The organism is Polyangiaceae bacterium, from assembly GCA_015075635.1.
Lineage (GTDB): Bacteria > Myxococcota_A > Polyangia > Polyangiales > Polyangiaceae > JADJKB01.
Window position 1 is genome coordinate 227,729 of the sequence record JABTUA010000003.1, and the last position, 19,251, is coordinate 246,979.

The window sequence follows — 19,251 nt, forward strand, 5'->3', positions numbered from 1 at the left end:
GCGCCCCTCGAGGCGCAAGCTCAGCCCTCGTAGACCTCGTCCTGCTCGATCCGCGACAGCACCCAGTCGAACTGCCCCGAGGTCAGCTTCACCCGGCAGTGCCCGCAGTGGCCCGCGGCGTCGAGCGCGAGGGGAGCGCCGCAGCTCGGGCAGACGGGGTCCGTCCGCGCTGGCCCTTTGGCGCCGCTCGCGCGGATCAGCGTCCAGTACTCGGTGTACTCCCGCTCCCGCTTGCGGTCGCCGCCGACGACCTGGCCGTCCGAGTCACGGACAGTGTAGTCGAGGCCGGTGGCGAAGACCCGCAGCGTGATGGCGTCGAACCACCGATCGCTGGTCACCCGGGCGAGCTCCAGCCGCCCGATGCGCGGGTTCTCCATCACGTTGCGCAGGCCCGAGCGCCGGTAGGCTTCGATCCAGTAGGTCTGCGCGGTCCACAGGTTGTCGCTCAGGTACGGGCGTGCCTTGTCCCAGGCGAGGCTGGACCAGGCCACCTGCATGGTCTGGAAGATCACGCCGACGCGGGCGAACAGCGCCTCCTGCTGAAACCCGGGGTCGCGCGCCGCGAGCGCGGCGAGAGCCTGCCCCAGGCCCGCGTCGATGCGGGTCGGCAGCTCGCTGCCCGTCTCCTCCGTGGTGCCGGTGAGCATCGGAGGGCGCGCCTCGCGGCCCATGACCGAGATCTCGCCCACTACCCAGTCGAACGCACCGGTGTCCACCACGGCCTGGCAGTAGCCGCAGCTGCCGCCGATCACGCGGTCGAGCGGGGCGCCGCAGTTGGGGCAAACGAACACGCGCACGCGATCCGGCGGGCGGCTGCGCGCGCCGGCCTTGCGGGTGAACGTCCAGGACTCCGCGACCCAATAGCTGGTCGGGCTGCCGCCCGCTGCGGTCTCGGTGTAGTTGGCTTCCAGCTCGATCACCACGTCGGCCTCGCTCGGCGTGACGTGCACCAGGTCGTAGCGCATCGACCCGACCACGACGGTGCTGACCGGATGGGCGCCGAGCGCGGCCAAGGTGGCGCGCGCCTCGGGGCGAAGGTACGGCGCCAGGGTGTCGAGCTTGCCCGCGCCGCGGGCGGCATGGGCCTCGGTGTAGAGGGCGTAGACGAAGTCCTCGAAGCAGACGATGGAGAAGTCCGGGTCCTGGGCCTTCAGCGCCTCGAGCTCGGAGCGCGCGGAGGTCGAGACCTCGGGCGCGGGCGGAGCCGCCGTGGTCCAGCCCTTGGGCTTCCTGAGCCAGCGAAGGAACAACACGCCGCCCAGACCCAGCATGGCCGTGGCGATGAAGCCCACCACGCCCAGGAACCCGAGCACGGCGATCTCCCCTTCGCGCTCGTTGTTGCCCCGCACGCGGGTGGCGGCGGGCCGCGGCGGGACCGTGCCGTAGAGCGACGGAGCACCGAGCGTCCAGCTCGTGGCGCGTTCCCGCGGGCTGCCCACGCGGTAGGTGTACACCGGCGCGGGCTTGTAGGTCGGGCCGGAGGTCCCGCTCTTGGACGACGACGACGACGAGGAGCTGGAGCGCGAGGAGCTGCCGCTGGAGCTCGAGCTCGAGCTGCGCGAGGAGCTGGACGAGGACGAGGACCGCGACGACGACGACGAGCTGCCCTTGAAAGAGCTGCCACCGCCGGGCCGCGCGTCCGCGGAGGTACCCCAGAGGCACGAGAGGACGAGCGCCAGGAGCGCAGTGCGTTTCACGACACCATCCCGTCCGGCAGCTCGTTCACGTCGTCCGCTGCTCGCGGCAGCCCGCGCGACAGCGGCGTCCCCAGCTGCGCGAGCCCGCGCTCCAGCTGGCTCAGGCCGTCGCCGCGCACGGCGGAGGCGATCTCCAGCACGGCCGCGCCGAAGTCGGCGCCGAGCTTCCTCGGGTCCACGCCCACGTCCGGTACCACCTCGACCGCGCGCTCGAACAGCGACACGTAGATCAAGATGCCCGTGCGGCCGGTGGTGGCGTGGATGCGCTGCTCGTGGAACGCGGTGAGCGCGGCCTTGCGCGCGTTGTCGGCCTGCGTGCTCGCGCGTACGAACAGGCGCCTGAGCGGGGGGACCTGCGCGCAGAAGAAGGCGGCGCAGGCGTAGAGCACGAGCAGCGCGGGCGGCACCAGGTCGTCGGCGAACTCGGCGGGGTGGTAGACGTAGACGAACAGCCCGAGCCCCGAGAGGATGGAGGCGAAGCTCAGGTCCGACGCCAGGTAGCTGCCGGAGCGCTGGCGCACGGTGACCACCACCTCGGCGGAGGTCCGAGCCTCCAGCGCGACGATGGCGCGTTCGACCCGCTGCTTGGCCGCGTCGCTCAGCCAGTCGTGGTCGCCCGACATCAGCTCGAGCCTCCCAGCACCGTGACGTTCGGCATGTGCTGCTTCAACGCCGCCTGGAGCGCCTGCTGGAGGTTCCATTGCAGGTCGAACTCGACCTCGAAGGCGGTGGCTCCCTCGAGCTTCTCGGCGCTCTCTGCCTGGACCCGCAGGCCGCCCAGCTTCTTCTTCTGGGCCAGGTCGAACACCAGGAGGTCGGCGCCCACGAAGCCGCCGTCGAACTCCTGGCGACCGCCCGCGTCGCGGCCGATGGACGGCCGCACGAAGGCGCGCGTGCGCAACACGAACAGGAAGTCGAGCTTCTCGCACACGTCGAAATGCTTGTTTGCCGTGTAGCCAGTGCCCGACAGCGGCGCGTCGTCCGGGTGAAGCGGGTCCCAGGGGTAGCGCTCGGTGTGCACGAAGGCCGAGCAGGTGTTGAGGATCTTGGTGCCGTCCACGCGCGCGTACACCAGGCCGAGCTCGTCCAGCTCGCGCAGGTCCTCGGCGTAGACGAGCACGGCGTTGGCGGCGTCCGGATAGCCCGACTTCATGTTGAAGCTGGCCTTGACGTCGGCCGGCTCGTCCTTGTCCAGGAGCGGCGTGCGGGCGAGCTCCTCGCTCACGCCGCGCACCAAGGCGAGCCGCTGCTCGACGGCCGGGCCGCGCTGCTTCACGACCTCGTCGACGTAGGGTCCGCACCCAGCGACGAAGAGCCACCCCCAGACCCAGAAGGTGTGGCGCAACGTCACGGGATGGCCTCGCCTCCCTGTTGGACGTTGTCCTTGGTGAAGGCGCGCGTGCCGAGCACGATCTTCTTCGGCACCGTCTTGCCCCCGAGGATGGCCAGCGCGGTCTCGATGGCCTCCGCCCCACCCGTTGGGTAGAGGAACGTCGCGTCCAGGATCCCCCGCTTCACGTACTCGACTCCCTCGTGAGGCAGCGCGTCGATGCCGACCAGCTTGATCTCCTTCTCCCGGTTCACGGCCTTGGCCGCCAGGTGGGCACCGTGCGCGCCGGGGTCGTTGTGGGCGTAGACGAGGTCGATCTTCTTCTGCGTGGTGAGCGCCGACTCCATCTCCTTGCGCGCGTTCGGCTCCAGCCACTGCATGTCCGCTTCGAACACGACCTTCAGGTCGGGGTGCTTGTCGAGCTCGAGCCCTTCCCGAAAGCCCTTGTGGCGGTCTTGACCCGGGGTGCTGGTCATCAGCCCCTTGAGCTCCACGATCGCGCCTTTGCCGCCGAGCGCCTTTGCCGCCCACTTGCCCGCCTCGCGCCCGATCTTGACGTTGTCGGCGCCGATGAAGGTCGTGTACTCGTCGCCCTGTACGGCGCGGTCGAGCACGATGACCGGGATCTTCTTCCGGTAGGCGTCGGCGACCGGCGCGGTAAGCGGCGCTGCTTCCTTGGGGCTGATGATCAAGAGATCGACGCGCTGCGCGACCAGCTCTTCGACCTGAGCGCGCTGGCGGAGCGAGTCGTTCTGCGCGTCTTTGAGCACGAGCTTCAGGCTCGGGTGCTTCTCCGCGGCCTTCTTCAGGTCCTCGTTCATCTGCACGCGCCAGGGCTCGCCCAGGTTGCACTGGCTCACGCCCAGGAGCCACGGGCTCTCCGCGGTGCCGCGCTTCGGGGCGGCGCTCGGCGCCGGGGCAGCACCACCTGGCGCCGACTCTTTGCAGGCCACCACCGTCAGCGCCCCGGCCAGCGCCAGCGCCATCCCCCTTGCACCCGGAGCGACCATCGGGCCGGGACGCTACCATGCCGCCGGGGACCCGTCCGCGCACCGATTGCACCGGCGCGCACGCCGCGCGCACGCTCTTCGCCTTGCTCCAGGCCGATCCGTGAGCCGCGCGCAGCTGCTGCGCTCTGCATGGGTCTTGCATGGCCTCTTGGTGCAGCCCCCTTGGGGCTTGCAGAGCTCCGGAGTGACGCACATGTCCAATCGTTCCGAACCCCAGGTCTTGGTCGCCGGCGCCGGTCCGGTGGGTCTGTTCGCCGCCTTGTGCCTGGCGCGGCGGGGGGTGAAGCCCTGGATCATCGACGAGGCCTGGCGCGGGGCCACGCACAGCTACGCGCTGGCGTTGCACCCCACCTCCCTGGAGCTCTTGGAGGAGCTGGGGCTGGCCAAGAAGGCGCTGGACGGCGCGCGCAGGCTGTCGCGGGTCGCGCTGTACGAAGGCAAAGAGCGGCGCGGTGAGCTCGACCTGTCGAAGCTGCCCACCCGCTTCCCCTTCATCGCCGTGCTGCCGCAGGCGGAGCTCGAAGAGCTGCTCGTGTCGGCGCTCCAGGCCCAGGGCGTCGAGGTGGAGTGGAACCGCCGCCTGGCCTTGATCAAGCACGAAGCCGCCGGAGTCGAGGTGACCGTCGAGACGCTGACCAAGGAAGCGCAGGGCTACGTCGTCGCCCACGAGGAGACGGTGGTCGAGAGCTCGGAGACGCTGACCGTTCCGTTCCTGCTCGGCGCCGACGGGCACGAGTCGCTGACGCGCACGCAGCTCCGCGTGGGTTTCGACGAGGTCCGGCCGGCGGAGCAGTTCGCGGTGTTCGAAGTTCAAGGTGAAGACGACGGCACGGACGAGATGCGCATCGGTCTGGAGCAGGGCTCGACCAACGTGCTCTGGCCGATGCCGGGCAATCGCCACCGCTGGAGCTTCCAGGTCGGCGACGACGTTCACGTCTGGCAGGACTCTCGCGACAAGGACCGCCTGCTCGGCATCGGTCACGGCCCGAGCTTCCTGGAGACGGCCAACCTGCCGAAGCTGGTCGCCGAGCGTGCGCCGTGGTTCGGCGAAGAGACCGGCGTCACGCGCTGGCGCACGGCGGTGCGCTTCGACTACGGCCTGGCGCGCTCGTTCGGCAAGGGCCGGGCCTGGCTGGCGGGCGAAGCCGGTCATGCCACCGGCCCCGTCGGCATGCAGAGCATGAACGTCGGCTTCCGAGAGGCGTGGCGCCTGGCGGAGATCTTCGCCGGCGTCCTCCAGGGCACGCTGAAGGTCGAGGCGCTCGCTGCCTACGACCAGGAGCGCCGCGCCGAGTGGACGCGCTTGCTCGGGATCGGAGACGACCGGTTGGCGCCCACCGAGCGCACTCCGGACTGGATCCGCCGTCACGCCGACCGGCTGAGCCCCTGCATCCCGGGTGGCGGCGCGGCTTTCGAGCAGCTGGTGGGCCAGCTCGGCTTCCAGACCCGGTGAGCGGCAACCGGCGACTTTTCGTGCGTTTCGCGCCGCCTGGTAGAAACCTCCGCCGGGCGGCGTAAGAGGCACGAGCCCGCTCCGCGGATGCGGGTAAACTGCGGGCTTGGGTCAAAGGGTGCGCTCCATGACTTACTTCGCTCGGCTCCCGCGGGCGCTCGCCATCGTGGCGGCGCTCCTCACTGTGCTGCTCGGGACTGGGACCGCGCTCGCGGCCACCACCATCCCTGGTGGAAACGTCATCAACCAGACCTGGACCCCTGCCGGGAGCCCCTACATCGTGGAGGGCGACACCATCGTGCCCGCCGGCGCGAGCTTGACCATTCAGGCCGGGACGACGGTGCTCTTCAAGTCGACGGACGCGCAGGGGGGCGGCGCCAACACGACGAAGGTCGAGCTGATCATCAACGGGACGCTGACCGTGGCCGGCACCACGGCGAACCCCGTCACCTTCCAGTCGGAGACGGGCACCACCGCCGGCAGCTGGTACGGCATCATCGTCAACTCCGGCGCCAGCGGGGCCAGCATCTCCGGCGCCGTGGTCAAGCACGCCACTTACGGCGTGAGCAGCGCGGCCACCGGTTCGCTGCTGAGCGTCGTGGACTCGACCTTCTCGACGAACACCAACGGCGTGCACTTGACCGGCGGCTCGCCCACGCTCACGAAGGTCACCACCACGGGCAACACCTACGGGTTCCACGTGATCCCTCCCGCTTCGCCGAGCTTCGTGGAGGCGCAGGTCTACGACAACACGAGCTACGGGCTCTACGCCTATGCGGCCTCGGGAACCAGCACCATCTCCGTGGACAAGAGCACGTTCGACAAGAACGGGAGCTACGGCGTCTACACCTACAAGGCCAGCGCAGCGACCCTGACGATCAACATCAAGAACAGCATCGTCACGAACCACACCACCTACGGGGTCTACCGCTACACGAGCTACTTGCCGACGATCAACATCACCTACAGCGACATCTGGGGTAACGGCACCAACACCAACGCGACCCTCGGCGCTGGCAGCTTCTCCTGTAATCCGCTCTACGTCTCCCCGACCAACCGGCGCCTGACGGAGAACTCGCCGGCGCGCAACTCGGCGGAGTCGGGCGGTGGCGACATCGGCGCGCTCGCGTACACGGGGGACCCGACGCCGGGTCTGCACGGTGTGCTGTGGACGAACAAGGTCCTGTCCAAGGCCGGGTCGCCCTACGCCGTGGCCGGTGACCTGCGCGTACCGGTCGGCGTGACCCTGACCTTGGAGCCCGGCGTGACGCTCAACTTCGCGACCACCGACATCATGGCCTGCGGCGTCGTCACCACCAAGGCTGAACTCCAGGTCGAAGGCAGCCTCTACGCCGTCGGCACCGCCGCCGAGAAGATCACGCTGACCTCGGCGGGTACCACCGCCGGCAGCTGGAACGGCCTGCGTCTGGCCCCGGGCTCCAGCGGCTCGACGCTGGGCTACCTGATCAGCGAAGAGGCGACCAACGGCATCCTCTACGACACCACTGGCACCGGGAACTCGCTGCACCACCTGACCCTGAAGACCAACACGTCCGGGCTCCGGGTGGACACCGGCTCGGCCGGCGCGGACATCGTCGAGGCCACGGCCAACACATACGGCGCCCACGTCAACTCGCCCGGCTCGCTGGCGCTGACCAACGCGCTCCTCTACGCGAACACGAGCTACGGCGTGTACGCCTACGCCGCGTCTGGCACCAGCACGGTCAACCTGATGAATTCGACGCTGAACGCGAACGGCAGCTACGGTGTCTACACCTACAAGGCGAGCGCGGCCACGCTCACCGTCAACGTCACGAACTCGATCGTGACCAACCACACCACCTACGGCGTCTACCGCTACACGAGCTACCTGCCCACGGTGAACATCACCTACAGCGACATCTGGGGGAACGGCACCAACACCAACGCCACCATGGGCGCGGGGTCCATCTCGCAGAACCCGCTGTACAAGAGCGCGTCGGACCTCCGCTTGCAGGCCAGCAGCGTGTGCGTGGACGCGGGGACGGCGACCGGCGCGCCGAACCACGACTTCGACGGCGTGAGCCGGCCGCTGGACGGCAACGGCATCGGCGGCGCGGCGTTCGACATGGGCGCGTTCGAGCTGTCCATCGTCGGCGTGTGCGGTGACGGTGTGCAGAACACCGGTGAGGCCTGCGACGACGGCACCAACAACGGCAGCTACGGCTACTGCAATACCAGCTGCTCGGGCCTGGGACCCCACTGCGGCGACAACATCAAGAACGGCACGGAGGACTGCGACGACGGCAACAACTCCAACACCGACAGCTGCACCAACGCCTGCAAGAACGCAGCCTGCGGGGACGGCTTCCAGCAGGCCGGAGAGGCCTGCGACGACGGCAACACCTCCAACACCGACGGCTGCCTGACCACCTGCATCGCGGCCAGCTGCGGCGACGGCTTCCAGCAGGCCGGCGTCGAGGAGTGCGACGACGGAAACAGCTCGAATACCGATGCCTGCGTGGCGGGCTGCAAGGCGGCGAAGTGCGGCGACGGGCACGTGCAGTCGGGCGTCGAGGCGTGCGACGACGGCAACACCAACAACAACGACGCCTGCTCCAACACCTGCGCGCTGCCCGGCTGCGGCGACGGCGTCCAGCAGGCGGGCGAGGCGTGCGACGACGGCAACAAGGACAACACCGACGCCTGCCTCTCGACGTGCATCGCAGCGTCCTGCGGCGACGGGTTCGTGCGAACCGGCGTCGAGGAGTGCGACGACGGAAACGCCGCCAACACGGACGCCTGCACCTCGACCTGCAAGGCGGCCAAGTGCGGCGACGGCTTCGTGCAGTCCGGCGTCGAACAGTGCGACGACGCCAACGCGGACAACACGGACGCGTGCCTGGGGACCTGCAAGTCCGCGGCGTGCGGCGACGGCTACGTGCAGAGCGGGGTGGAGGCCTGCGACGACGGCAACCAGGTGGACGCCGACGGCTGCTCCAACCAGTGCAAGCTGCCCGGCTGCGGCGACGGCGTGATCCAGCCCGGTGAGGCCTGCGACGACGGCAACACCAGCGACGAGGACGCCTGCATCAGCACCTGCAAGAACGCCTCGTGCGGCGACGGCCACGTCTTCGCCGCGGTCGAGAAGTGCGACGACGGCAACCTCCAGGCCGGCGACGGCTGCAGCCCGCTGTGCGAGCTCGAGGGCGGCACCGGCGGTGCGGGCGGCACCGGCGGCAGCGGCACCGGGGCCAGCGCGGGCACTGGCGCCAGCGCCGGCAGCGGCGGCACCCCGGGCTCCGGCGGTGGCACGGCGGGCGGGCAGGGCTCGAGCGACTCGAGCTCCGGCTGCGGGTGCCGAGTGCCCGCCGGCGACGGCGCACCCGGCGCGCTGGCCTCCTTGCTCGGCCTGCTGGCGCTCGCGTTGCGCAAGCGACGAAAGGTCCGCTACTGATCGCCCGCGTGCGCTCCGAGGTTCTGGTCGTGTTGCTCGGCTTGGGCGCGCTCGCCGCGTGCGCCCAGGCCGAACCGGTGACCGACGGCGCGGGCGGAGCCGCAGGCAGCGACGCATCCAGCGGTGGCGGCTCGGGCGGCAGCGACGGTGGCGGCAGCGGCGGCAGCGGCAACGCCGACGCCGGCGATGGCGAAGCCGACGCCTCGGTGCCCGAGCCCTGTCAGTGCGGCGAGCCGAGCTGCGGCCCCTGCCCCACGACCAAGAACGTCGCAGCGGGCGGCTACGGCATCAACGCCACCGAGGTCACCAACGAGGAGTACGCCACGTGGCTGCTCTGGCAACCGAACCCCAAGCTCCAGACCGGCGCCTGCGCGTGGAACACGAGCTACCTGCCCTCGCAGGGGTGGCCGGCGACGTACCCCAAGCTGCCCGTGGTCTACGTCGACTTCTGCGACGCGCTGGCCTACTGCCGCTGGTCCGGCCGCAGGCTGTGCGGCAAGATCGGCGGCGGCGCGAACGGGTTCCCGGACTTCGCGGATGCGAGCAAGAGCCAGTGGTACAACGCCTGTAGCGTCGGCGGCACGCGGGCCTACCCGTACGGCGCGAGCTACGCCGGAAGCAGCTGCAACGGCGCGGACTACGGCAAGGGAACGGCCGTCGCCGTGGGCGAGGCCACGGCCTGCGAGGGCGGCTACCCGTCGCTGCAAGACATGAGCGGCAACGTGTGGGAGTGGGAGGACTCGTGCAGCGGCAGCGCCGGCGAGGCCGACCTGTGCCGCATTCGGGGCGGCTCCTACTCGCAGAGCGGGGCGGCGCTGGCCTGCGACGCCGACAGCAGCTTGGCGCGCAACACCACGGGCAAGAGCGTGGGCTTCCGCTGCTGCGAGTGAAGTCAGCCCCGCTTAGCCACCACCAGCACGTTGCCGTCGGGATCCGCGAAATACGCCGCCTCGTCGCCCCAGGGCCGCTCGGCGAGCGGAGAGAGCAGCCGCGCCCCCGCCGCCACGAGCTGCTCGGCGCTCGCGCGCGGATCGTTCACGTAGAAGTAGAGCTCGGTGGGCGAGAGCGCACCGCTCGGGATCTGCTCGGGGAGCTGCCCGGTGTTGTGCGCGAATCCTTCGCGTTGATAGAGCCCGAGCCGCATCCCGCCGGGGAGCTCGTGCTCGGCGTACACCGGGACGTCCACGCTGAGCGGCCAGCCGAAGGCGTCCGCGTAGAAGCGCTTCGAGATCTCCAGATCGCCGACGGCCAGGATGGTCAACACGTGTCGCGCGCTCATGCTTCACCTCTCTGCCAGGGCCTCTGGAACAGCACCGCGAACACTAGGATGGCGCCGGTGAGCATCAGCCGCGCCTCGGTGCTGAAGGCGTTCAGGCTCAGGATCTTCTGGAGCATGCCCAAGGTGAGCGCGCCCACCAGCGTGAGCCCGACCCCTCCGCGCCCGCCGGCGAGCGAGGTGCCGCCCAGGACGACCATGGCGATGGCGTCGAGCTCGTATCCGGTGCCGGTCTCGGGATCGCCGTGGGTTTCCTGCGCGGCCTGGCAGATGCCGGCGACGGCCGCGAGGGCGCCGGAGAGGGCGTAGGCGAGGCCGAGCGTGCGGCCGACGGGCACGCCGGAGAGGCGCGCTGCCTCGTAGCTGCCGCCGACGGCGTACAGGTAGCGGCCCGCGCGCAGGCGCGCGAGCACGAGCCAGGTCAAGAGTGCCGAGGCCGCGAAGATCAGCGTGACCACCGCGACGTTGTCGCCGAGCACCTTGCTGTCGATGGCGCGGAACACCGCGGGCAGCTCGACCGTGCTCGACGAGCCGTCCGGCAGCGTCACGTAGTTCGTCACCTTCTTGCCGCCCGCGATCAGCTTCGCCAAGCCGCGCGCGAACACCATCATGGCCAGCGTGACGATGAAGGGCTGCACGCGGAAGCGGGCGACCAGCGCGCCGGAGCACAGTCCCATCAAGCCGCCGGCGGCGACCACGACGGCGATGGCGACGGGGGCGCCGAAGCCCATCGGCATGCTGAGGGTCGCGAAGCTCACCGCCGAGACCGCCAGCACGCTGCCCACCGACAGGTCGATGCCACCCGAGACGATCACCAGCGTCATGCCGCAGGCCAGGATCCCGAGCACGCTGATCTCCCGCAGCATGGCGCGGTGCGTGCTCCACTCGAAGAAGGCGCCGTTCTGGTTGAAGACGCAACCGATGACCACGACCACCAAGAGCGGCAACAGCGCGCGCGCGGCGCTCGAGCGGAGCACGTTCACGACGACCCCATGGTGAGCGCGAGCAGGCGCCCGCGGTCGAGCTCGGCCCGCGAAAAGAGGCCCTGGGCCCGGCCGCGGAACAGCACCAAGATCCGATCCGAGAGCTGAGAGAGCTCGTCCAGCTCCGACGACACCAGCACCACTCCGGTGCCGGCCTCGGCCACCTCGCGCACCAGCCGGTGCACGTCGGCTTTGGCCGCGACGTCGATGCCGCGCGTCGGGTCGTCGAGCAAGAGCAGCTTGGGCTCCGTCATCAGGCAGCGCGCCAGCGCGACCTTCTGCTGGTTTCCCCCCGACAGCGCGCCGACCGGTGCGCCGAGCGACGGTGCCACGAGCCGCATGCGCTCGGTGACGGGTTTCGCGCGCTCCGCTGCCGCGCGCGGCGAGACGAGAAAGCTCGACAGGCTGCTCAGCGTGGCGTTGTCGGCGATGGACCGCGCGGGAAAGACGCTGTCACCGCGAGCGCGCGCGAGCAGCGTCACGCCGCGCTTCACCGCCATCGCCGGTGAGCGGGGGCAGTAGCGCGTGCCCCCGAGCGTCATCTCGCCGCTGGCTTCGTCTGGAAGCGCGCCGAAGAGCGCGTGGAGCAGCTCGCTCGCGCCGGAGTCCCAGAGCCCGGCGACGCCCAGGATCTCGCCCTCTCGCACCTCGAGCGCCACGTCGTCGAGCACGGGCCGGGTTCCTCGGCGAGCCTTCACGCTCAAGCGCGACGCGGACAGCACGACCCGCTCCTTGGGCGTCCGCTCTCGAGCCCCCTCCAGATCGACGGCGGAGCCCACCATCTTCTCGATCAGCGAGCGCTCGTCGAGCTCCGAGGCAGGGCCGGTGTGCACCACGCGCCCGTCGCGCAGCACGGTGATGCGGTGGGCCAGCCGAAAGATCTCGTCCAGCCGGTGCGAGATGAACACGATGCCCTTGCCGGCAGCCGAGAGCTCTGCGACGCGCTCGAACAGGCGCTCGGCTTCGGGCTCGGCGAGCGCGCTCGTCGGCTCGTCCAGGATCAGCACGCGCGCTGCGTGGCTCAGGGCCCGCGCGATCTCGACCAGCTGGCGCTCGGCCAGGCCCAGCTCCTCGACGTGTCGATTCGGGTCGAGGTCGAGACCCACGCGCGCGAGGGTCGAGCGCGCTTCGAGCAGGTACCGAGACGACACCCAGGGGGACAGCAGCGGGCGGCGCTCACCCAAGAACAGGTTGTCGAGCACCGACAAACCGGGCACGAGCGAGAGCTCCTGATGGATGGTCGCCACGCCGGCCCGCGCCGCGGCCTGCGGCTCGCGAAAGCGCACGCTCTTCCCCCCCATGCAAAGCTCGCCTCCGTAGTCGCTGATGGCGCCCGACAGGATCTTGATCAGCGTGCTCTTGCCCGCCCCGTTGCCGCCGGCCAAGACGTGGACTTCCCCCGCCCGCACCTCGAACGAGACGCCGGACAGCGCTCGCGTCGAGCCGAACGACTTGTCGACGGCGCGGAGCTCGAGGAGCGGCTCGGTCACGCTGGCCAGAGTAGCGAAACCTGGCGGAAACGCGCGTTCGTTGGCATGCTTGGCGGATGCGCGGGACGACCCTGGGTGCGATCGCGATTCTGGCTCTGATTTCCCTGTCTGCTTGCGGCGAAGACGACGACGACGGGGGAGGGACCGGGGGGCAGAGCAGCGGCGGCGCCGCCGGCTCCGCCGGCAGCGGCGGTGGCAGCGCGGGTAGCGGCGGTGGCAGCGCCGGTAGCGGCGGCGGCAGCGCGGGCAGCGGCGGCGGCAGCGCGGGCAGCGCCGGTAGCGGCGGCGGCAGCGCGGGCAGCGGCGGCAGCGCGGGCAGCGGTGGGACCGACGCGGGCACCGGAGGCAGCGACGCGGGCAGCGACGCGGCATCCGGCGGCAGCGGCGGCGGCAAGCCCGACGGCGGCAACTCGAAGTGCACCTTCGACACCGACTGCAAGCTCTTCTCCTCGTATTGCGCCAGCGACCCTTGCGTGTGCTTTGCGCTCCAGCCCGGAGAGGCAGACCCGAAGTGCGGTGGCACCACAGTGACCTGCTTGAAGGACCCGTGTCAGGGCAAGGTGGCGGTGTGCGGGAGCGGCGGCACCTGCAAGGTGCAGTAGCGCTCGCGCTCTGCGTGTCGGCCTGCGGTTCGCGCTCGGCGCTGCTCGAGCCGGGCGCGAGCTCCGGCGGCGGCGCGGGTAGCGGTGCTACCGCGGGGGTTGGCGCCTTCGGCGGCGGTGGCTTCGGCGGCGGTGGTTTCGGCGGCGGCGGCTTCGGCGGCGGCGGCTTCGGCGGAGGTGGCGCCGGCGGAGTCGCGGGCTTCGGTGGCGCTACGGAGTGCGCGGGCTTGTTCCAGGTCGAGCCGCTCGTCGAGGTCCAGCACTCCGCCAGCGAGCACGATCAGCTGCCGGAGCTGGTGTTCTCGAGCGACGACGACTCGCAGGTCAGCGTGGCCTTCGTGCGCGAGCCCGTCGAGTCACCGAGCGCCTTCCGCAAGCTCGCGCACGCGACGCTCTCGCCCTGGCTCGACTGGCCGAACGGCGGAATGCTCGCGCCCTCCTACGAGACCTTCGCCAGCCCGCAGCTCTCGACGAAGTTCCGCGCGGGCGCCGGCTTCGGCGGCGAGCTGGCGCTGCTCGTCGCGCATCAAGCCGGTAGCAGCGCGGTCGCAAGCCTCGCGCCCATGGTGGACGCCAAGGCCTCGAGCGCCGGGCCCACGGTCACGCTGCTGGGCTCGACCCCCGCGTTCGTGGCGCGCGGCAGCGACGGCCGCCACCTCGCCGGGACGCGGGACGACACCTCGCTCTTCGTCCATGTCGTGAAGTCCGGCTTCGTCACCCAGACCAGCACGCTCGGCTGCGCTTCTTTCGGCGCCGTGGCAGACGCGGTGGCCTTCGCGGACGGCTGGCTGGTCGCGTACGCGAACGGCATGAACGCACCGAAGCTCGGCTGCGGCCAGCAAGATCCGGGACCGCCGGTTCGCCTCGACTTCGCGCGCGTCGGCTTCGACGGCACGGTCACGTTCCTGACCTCGCTGAACGCGGGCGCACCGCTCATGCACATCGCGGCGGCGCCGCACCCGGACGGCGCCTACGTGGTGTACCGCGTCGCCAGCGGCGGTCTGGTCGCGCCCATCGAGTGGGTGCGCGTCGAGGGCTTCGGCGGCAGCCTGCTCGGTCCCGTGGACGTCTCCGGCTCCGGCGACTTTCCGCTGGAGTTCGACGCCGCCGCGCTGGGCGACCGGCTGGTGGTCGCCTGGGGCAACGACCCGGCGGGCAACCCTCCGGACCTCGTGCTCAGCATGTTCGACCCGCTGGGTGCGCCAGTCGGCGGGCTCACGCTCGAGCCCCAGTTCGGCGGGCCGCTCTCGGTCATCGGCGCGCCCGGGGGCCACAGTCTGGTGGTGGCCTGGCAGGGGCCGCCGAAGAACGCGGGTCAAGGCGGCAGGGTGAACCTCGCGCGCTTCGACTGCTTCGGCGCGCCGTGACACTACTCCAGCTGGAGCAGATCGCGGGCTGCCACTGAGGCATCGACCCACGAGAGTGCCGGCGCGGCCGGCGCCTCCCCGGCGTCGGGTGGGATTTGTCGCCGAACGTTTCCGGAGATCGTCTTGACGAGGGCGCCGAAGAGCGCGCGGCTGGCCGACAGGCGCGGGGCACGCAAGGGCGAAACCCGAGTCTGAAAACACGAACGCCGCGGATGCCCGAGGGCACCCGCGGCGCGCGCGTGGGTCAGCTGGCGATCAGCCGGTGCCCGGTAGCGTGGCGTTCGACAGCCACTTGAAGCCGTCGAGCAGCGTCGCCGAGTCGAAGGCGCTGTCGCCCACGTCCCAGACCACGATGCGGAGCTCGACGATCTGGCCCGGGATGACGTTGCCCGCGGTGGTCAGCCAGTAGGTGCCGCCACCGATGGTGCAGCCGGTTCCACCCTGCTTGTCGAAGCCCGTGCCGAGCAGGCTGCTGATGCCCGCCTGGCAAGAGCTGGCGTTCACGCTGGTGTCCCAGCAGCCCGGGTTCGAGGTCTGGGTCTCGCACACCGCGAACAGGCTGGTGCCCGCCGCGATGTTGATGCCAATCGGCCACTTCTTGGCGGTGCTGTCCAGGTACGTCATCAGGTTCTTGTCCACCGGGTTGGCGATGGGCGAAGGCGTACCGCTCGGCGTGTCCACCAGCGCGATGACCTGATCGTTGAAGTTCGTGCAGACGTACTCGGGGTACTCCGCGCTGAGGAAGTAGGAGTTGAACGAGAAAGCCCGAGCGTTGGTCGGCGCGCGCAGGCGCAGGCGCAACATCACCGAGTCGTTCGGCGTCGCCGGGCTGCCCGAGGTGCCGGAGCCGCAGTTCGGCGCCACCGGCAGGGCGTTGGCGGCCTTGAGCGGCAGGTTCGCCGTGGTGAACCAGTCCTTGATGCAGCGGGCGTCCGTGCAGGTCGAGATGTTCACGGTGCTCGCCGGGGCGTGCGTCGTGCTGACGTTGCCGCCGCTCGGCGCGCCACCGTTCGGGCCGGGGTTGGTCTGGGTGCCGTCGGCGGCGATGCCGCTGGAGAACACCGCCATCGAGCCACCCTCGATCGGCACGTTGTTGGTGCCGAACTTCGGCCGGATCGAGCGGGCGCGGGCGTCGCCGAGCGCCGAGCCGTCGGCGCGCAGGATCTCCGCGGTGATGAGGCCCCAGGTCTTCTGGTTCTTGGCCGGGTTCTCGGTCGTGGTCCGGCAGATCCCCATGGCCTTGGCGTAGTCGCCCGGGGTCGAGGAGTTCGACGTCAGGGCCTGGTCGCAGGGCAGCGCGTCCTCCTGGTCGAAGAGATCGACCTTGGCGTTGCAGTTGTCGTCGATGCCGTTTCCGACCACCTCGACTGCGCCGGGGTTCACGTACTGCGGCTCGCTGCCGCAGGTGCCCGGCTTGTCGCAGCAGTCACCCTCGGAGACGAGCCAGCCGTCGCCGTCGCAGTCCGTGGTGGCGCTGTTGCACTGCTGGCAGGTGCCAGTCACGCAGGTGGCGCCGGGAGCACAGGCGTTGCCGCAGCTGCCGCAGTTGGCGCCGTCGGTCTGGGTGTTGACGCAGAAGTTGCCGCACTTGGTCAGGCCGCTGCCGCACACGCTGGCGCAGGCGCCGTTGTTGCAGACCTGCCCGGAGCCGCACACGGTGCCGCAGGTGCCGCAGTTGGCGCCGTCGGTCTTGGTGTCGACGCAGGTGTTGCCGCACTTGGTGGTGCCGCCGGAGCACTGCAAGCTGCAGGTCCCGCCGGAGCAGACCTGGCCGGTCGGGCAGGCGTTGCCGCAACCGCCGCAGTTGCCCGGGTCGGTGTTGGTGTCGACGCAGGTGTTGCCGCACTTGGTGGCGCCGCCCGAGCACTGCAAGCTGCAGGTGCCGTTCGAGCAGACCTGGCCGCCGGTGCAGGCGGTGCCGCAGGTGCCGCAGTTGGCCGAGTCGGTGTTGGTGTCGACGCACACCGTGCCGCACTTGGTGGTGCCGCCGGAGCAGGTCAGACCGCAGGTGCCGGTCGAGCAGACCTCACCGCTCTGGCACGCGGTGCCGCAGGCGCCGCAGTTGGCGGGGTCGATCTGGGTGTCGACGCACTTGTTGCCGCACAGCACCGTGCCACCGAGGCACTGCGAGGCGCACTGGCCGGCGGAGCAGACCTGTCCCGTGGTGCACGCGGTGCCGCATGCGCCGCAGTTGGCGGGGTCGATCTGGGTGTCGACGCACTTGCCGCTGCACTCCGTGCTGCCGCCCAGGCAGCTCGAGGCGCACTGGCCGGCGGAGCAGACCTGGCCGGTGGCGCAGGCGGTGCCGCAGGCGCCGCAGTTCTGGGGGTCGATCTGGGTGTCGACGCACTTGTTGCTGCACTCGGTGGTGCCGCCCTTGCACTGCCCGGCGCACTGACCCGCCGAGCAGAGCTCGCCGGTCGCGCACTTGGTCCCGCAAGAGCCGCAGTTGTTGGGGTCGTAGTCGGTCTGGACGCACTGGCCGTCGCAGAGCGTGGCGCCGGGGCACTGGGTGCCTCCACCGGTTCCGCCGCTGCCGCCGACGCTGCCGCCGGTGTTGCCGGAGCCTCCGGTCCCGCCGCCGACGCCGCCGGGGCCGCCGTCCTTGGCGCCGGTGCCGCCGAAGCCGCTCGAGCTTCCGCTGTCGCTGCCGCAACCGGCGAGCGGTGCGGCCGCGAGGCCGGCGAGCGCTGCGGCCGCGAAGGCCACATTGCGCAGTCTGTTCATCTTCATCGTCTTCTCTCCTATTGGAAGAAATTCCCGCCCCAACCCTCGCTGAGGTCGAGTGTCTTGGCGTGCCTGCCCGCGGGGCGGGCACACCGGGCCGGGTCCTCATACCGCGGGTCGACGCCGAGTCTTCCCTACGGTCGCACGGCGAACTACCCCAGTGCCAGGCCGCTGTCGATGGGGCAGAGCGCCTCGTTCCGAGACTTCCGGTGCCAGCGCGGACGGGGGCCAGAGCCCGGCGTCCGCCAGCAACGCGACCAACCGGTTCCGGAGCGGCTCCGCGACTGGGGCGGCCAGCCACGGCAGGAGCGGAGTCAGCGTGTCGAGCGCGCCGTCCGCGAGGGCACGCGTCCGGGTTTGTCCGGGAGACTCGTCGTGCACGAAGTACAACACCATTCCCAGCATCAGCACCCAGAGCCCCAGCGCGGCCTGGTCCCGGAGATCTTCGGCGACCTCCGGAATCGAGAGCGCTTCGCGCAGGATGCCGATGCCTCGCGCTCTGAGCGATCCCGTCTCGCGCGAGAACACCGACACGGTCGAGCTCGGATCGCCGATGGTCCGGAACAGCCCGGTCAGGAGCTTGCGGTCGTGCTTCATCAGATCCAGGCGCACGTGGAAGACGGCGCGCAAGCGCTCGCCCAGATCACCCGAGCGCGCGAAGACGTCACGAGCGCGGCGCTCGTGCTCATCCATCTGCGTCTCCCAGTGGGCGAGCACGAGCGCTTCTTTGGACGGGAAGTAGTAGTAGGCCGACCCGAGCGAAGTGCCCGCGGCCTCGGCGATCTCCCGCATGGTCGTGGCGTCGAAGCCGCGTTTTCGGAACTTGCCCAGCGCCGTCTCCAGGATGCGCTCGCGGGTGGACTCCGACTTCTTCTTGCGTTTCACCGGTACGGTCCTCGGGCTCCCAGCTCGCAACTATCCGACGCGCAGGGGCGGTGTGAAAAGAGCGCACCGACCCGGCGGCGCTCGGCGGAGACGGTGCGGAAGAAGCGCTCGGCCAGCGGGGCCAGGGCGGGGGTGGAGATGCGTTCGGCCCACTCCCGATAGTCACGGAGCGCCCACAGGCACATCACGAACGCGGGCGCGCCCGCCCAGACGCGGCCGTCGTCGGCGATGACGCAGAGCTGGCCGCCTCGAAAGGGGACTTGCCCGAAGCGCCGGCGAGCCTCCTCCGAGTCGCAGGGCAGGAGCTCGAGCGGCACGAAGCTCGGCTGCGTCCCGAGCCAGTCCTTGCAGTGCAAGCACAGGTCGCAGCCGGCGTCGTAGAGGATGGTCAGCGTTCGCATGTCCTCACCCGCTGGCGCCGCCGCTGGTGGCGTAGGCCTGGCTGGCGTGGGCCGCGGCGGCGGCCGGCGTGTAGTCGACGCGCCACTGGTAGGGCACGGGCGGCGGCAGCTCGGCGAGCTTGGCGCGCCGGCGGATGCGGTGGAACAGGTACATGTTGAAGAAATGCATGAACCCGAGCGACAGCAGCAGCCAGCCGAGCTTCTGCGCCAGGATCTCGACCGCGGCGACTCCGCTCTCCGGCCGATCCGCCCGGAGCAGCAGGCAGGCGTAGCCGAGGTTCATCAAGTAGAAGCCGACCACGAGCAGGCGGTTCACCGCCTGAGCCAGATCCGGTGAGTCCTTGAACACGTCGCGCAGGAACACCGCACCGTTCTTGAACAGCGTGCGCGCGAGCCAGATGGTGAGGCCGATGCTGACCACGCTGTAGACGGCGTACACGGTGGTGAGGGCGGTGGCTGGGTCCTGGGGGGTCATGGGTGCCTTTCTCGGGCCGCCGGCCCGTTCTTGAACATGTTCAGATTGTGAACACGTTCAACAAAACGTCAAGCCCTCCGACGTGCCAGAAAACCGCGAAGACGCCAAGAGCGCCAGGA

General features: G+C 70.5%; 15 protein-coding genes and 1 pseudogene. 5 read left to right on the forward strand and 11 right to left on the reverse strand.

Going from position 1 to position 19,251, the window contains the following annotated elements; translation table 11 throughout:
• Positions 1–20 precede the first annotated feature (20 nt).
• Genes HS104_31610 through HS104_31625 form a run of 4 tightly spaced genes read right to left on the reverse strand, consistent with a single transcriptional unit; the run spans position 21 to position 4,013 of the window.
• On the reverse strand, positions 21–1,697 hold the full coding sequence (locus HS104_31610; protein ID MBE7484502.1) for a TIM44-like domain-containing protein: 1,677 nt from the start codon (positions 1,695–1,697) through the stop codon (positions 21–23).
• Complete coding sequence (locus HS104_31615; GenBank protein ID MBE7484503.1) at positions 1,694–2,320, reverse strand: hypothetical protein; 627 nt, start codon at positions 2,318–2,320, stop codon at positions 1,694–1,696. The genes HS104_31610 and HS104_31615 overlap by 4 nt, the downstream gene beginning before the upstream one ends.
• Positions 2,320–3,048 (reverse strand): hypothetical protein, encoded by a 729-nt coding sequence (locus tag HS104_31620; protein MBE7484504.1) that lies wholly within the window; start codon positions 3,046–3,048, stop codon positions 2,320–2,322. Before HS104_31620 ends, HS104_31615 begins: the two co-directional genes overlap by 1 nt.
• The gene (locus tag HS104_31625; protein ID MBE7484505.1) at positions 3,045–4,013 is read right to left on the reverse strand and encodes a substrate-binding domain-containing protein; all 969 of its coding nucleotides are present in this window, start codon (positions 4,011–4,013) and stop codon (positions 3,045–3,047) included. The genes HS104_31620 and HS104_31625 overlap by 4 nt, the downstream gene beginning before the upstream one ends.
• A gap of 217 nt (positions 4,014–4,230) precedes the next feature.
• On the opposite strand from HS104_31625, the gene HS104_31630 reads away from it, so the two are divergent.
• The 3 genes from HS104_31630 (at position 4,231) to HS104_31640 (ending at position 9,816) form a co-directional block, all read left to right on the forward strand.
• Entirely contained in the window at positions 4,231–5,490 is a 1,260-nt protein-coding gene (locus HS104_31630) for an FAD-dependent monooxygenase (GenBank protein MBE7484506.1), read from the forward strand.
• Positions 5,491–5,617: 127 nt separating this feature from the next.
• Entirely contained in the window at positions 5,618–8,926 is a 3,309-nt protein-coding gene (locus HS104_31635) for a DUF4215 domain-containing protein (GenBank protein MBE7484507.1), read from the forward strand.
• Between the two features lie 8 nt (positions 8,927–8,934).
• Positions 8,935–9,816: an SUMF1/EgtB/PvdO family nonheme iron enzyme gene (locus HS104_31640; GenBank protein MBE7484508.1), complete on the forward strand. Its 882-nt coding sequence runs from the start codon at positions 8,935–8,937 to the stop codon at positions 9,814–9,816.
• Positions 9,817–9,818: 2 nt separating this feature from the next.
• On the opposite strand, the gene HS104_31645 is transcribed toward HS104_31640, so the two are convergent.
• From HS104_31645 to HS104_31655, 3 genes are read right to left on the reverse strand one after another with little or no spacing between them, the layout of a single operon-like run.
• Entirely contained in the window at positions 9,819–10,205 is a 387-nt protein-coding gene (locus HS104_31645) for a VOC family protein (GenBank protein MBE7484509.1), read from the reverse strand.
• On the reverse strand, positions 10,202–11,185 hold the full coding sequence (locus HS104_31650) for an ABC transporter permease (protein MBE7484510.1): 984 nt from the start codon (positions 11,183–11,185) through the stop codon (positions 10,202–10,204). Before HS104_31650 ends, HS104_31645 begins: the two co-directional genes overlap by 4 nt.
• Entirely contained in the window at positions 11,182–12,675 is a 1,494-nt protein-coding gene (locus HS104_31655) for a sugar ABC transporter ATP-binding protein (protein MBE7484511.1), read from the reverse strand. Before HS104_31655 ends, HS104_31650 begins: the two co-directional genes overlap by 4 nt.
• A gap of 158 nt (positions 12,676–12,833) precedes the next feature.
• On the opposite strand from HS104_31655, the pseudogene HS104_31660 reads away from it, so the two are divergent.
• A pseudogene (locus HS104_31660) lies at positions 12,834–13,064 on the forward strand (hypothetical protein).
• 179 nt (positions 13,065–13,243) lie between these two features.
• Positions 13,244–14,644, forward strand: coding sequence for a hypothetical protein (locus tag HS104_31665; GenBank protein MBE7484512.1), 1,401 nt, complete (start codon positions 13,244–13,246; stop codon positions 14,642–14,644).
• A gap of 255 nt (positions 14,645–14,899) precedes the next feature.
• On the opposite strand, the gene HS104_31670 is transcribed toward HS104_31665, so the two are convergent.
• From HS104_31670 to HS104_31685, 4 genes are all read right to left on the reverse strand, one after another.
• Positions 14,900–17,377, reverse strand: coding sequence for a hypothetical protein (locus tag HS104_31670; protein MBE7484513.1), 2,478 nt, complete (start codon positions 17,375–17,377; stop codon positions 14,900–14,902).
• 99 nt (positions 17,378–17,476) lie between these two features.
• A complete protein-coding gene (locus HS104_31675; GenBank protein ID MBE7484514.1) occupies positions 17,477–18,256 on the reverse strand; it encodes a TetR/AcrR family transcriptional regulator in 780 nt (259 codons plus the stop codon).
• Positions 18,253–18,657 carry a DUF393 domain-containing protein gene (locus HS104_31680; GenBank protein MBE7484515.1) on the reverse strand — a complete coding sequence of 135 codons (405 nt, stop codon included), beginning with the start codon at positions 18,655–18,657 and terminating at the stop codon, positions 18,253–18,255. Before HS104_31680 ends, HS104_31675 begins: the two co-directional genes overlap by 4 nt.
• 4 nt (positions 18,658–18,661) lie before the next feature.
• Entirely contained in the window at positions 18,662–19,132 is a 471-nt protein-coding gene (locus tag HS104_31685; protein ID MBE7484516.1) for a hypothetical protein, read from the reverse strand.
• Positions 19,133–19,251 lie beyond the last annotated feature (119 nt).

Bases quoted from the DNA above. Each gene is read 5' to 3' on its own strand.
- HS104_31625 (MBE7484505.1), bottom strand. From the start codon at position 4,013: ATGGCGCTGGCGCTGGCCGGGGCGCTGACGGTGGTGGCCTGCAAAGAG.
- HS104_31645 (MBE7484509.1), bottom strand. From the start codon at position 10,205: ATGAGCGCGCGACACGTGTTGACCATCCTGGCCGTCGGCGATCTGGAG.
- HS104_31635 (MBE7484507.1), top strand. From the start codon at position 5,618: ATGACTTACTTCGCTCGGCTCCCGCGGGCGCTCGCCATCGTGGCGGCG.
- HS104_31685 (MBE7484516.1), bottom strand. From the start codon at position 19,132: ATGACCCCCCAGGACCCAGCCACCGCCCTCACCACCGTGTACGCCGTC.
- HS104_31630 (MBE7484506.1), top strand. From the start codon at position 4,231: ATGTCCAATCGTTCCGAACCCCAGGTCTTGGTCGCCGGCGCCGGTCCG.
- HS104_31615 (MBE7484503.1), bottom strand. From the start codon at position 2,320: ATGTCGGGCGACCACGACTGGCTGAGCGACGCGGCCAAGCAGCGGGTC.
- HS104_31670 (MBE7484513.1), bottom strand. From the start codon at position 17,377: ATGAAGATGAACAGACTGCGCAATGTGGCCTTCGCGGCCGCAGCGCTC.
- HS104_31680 (MBE7484515.1), bottom strand. From the start codon at position 18,657: ATGCGAACGCTGACCATCCTCTACGACGCCGGCTGCGACCTGTGCTTG.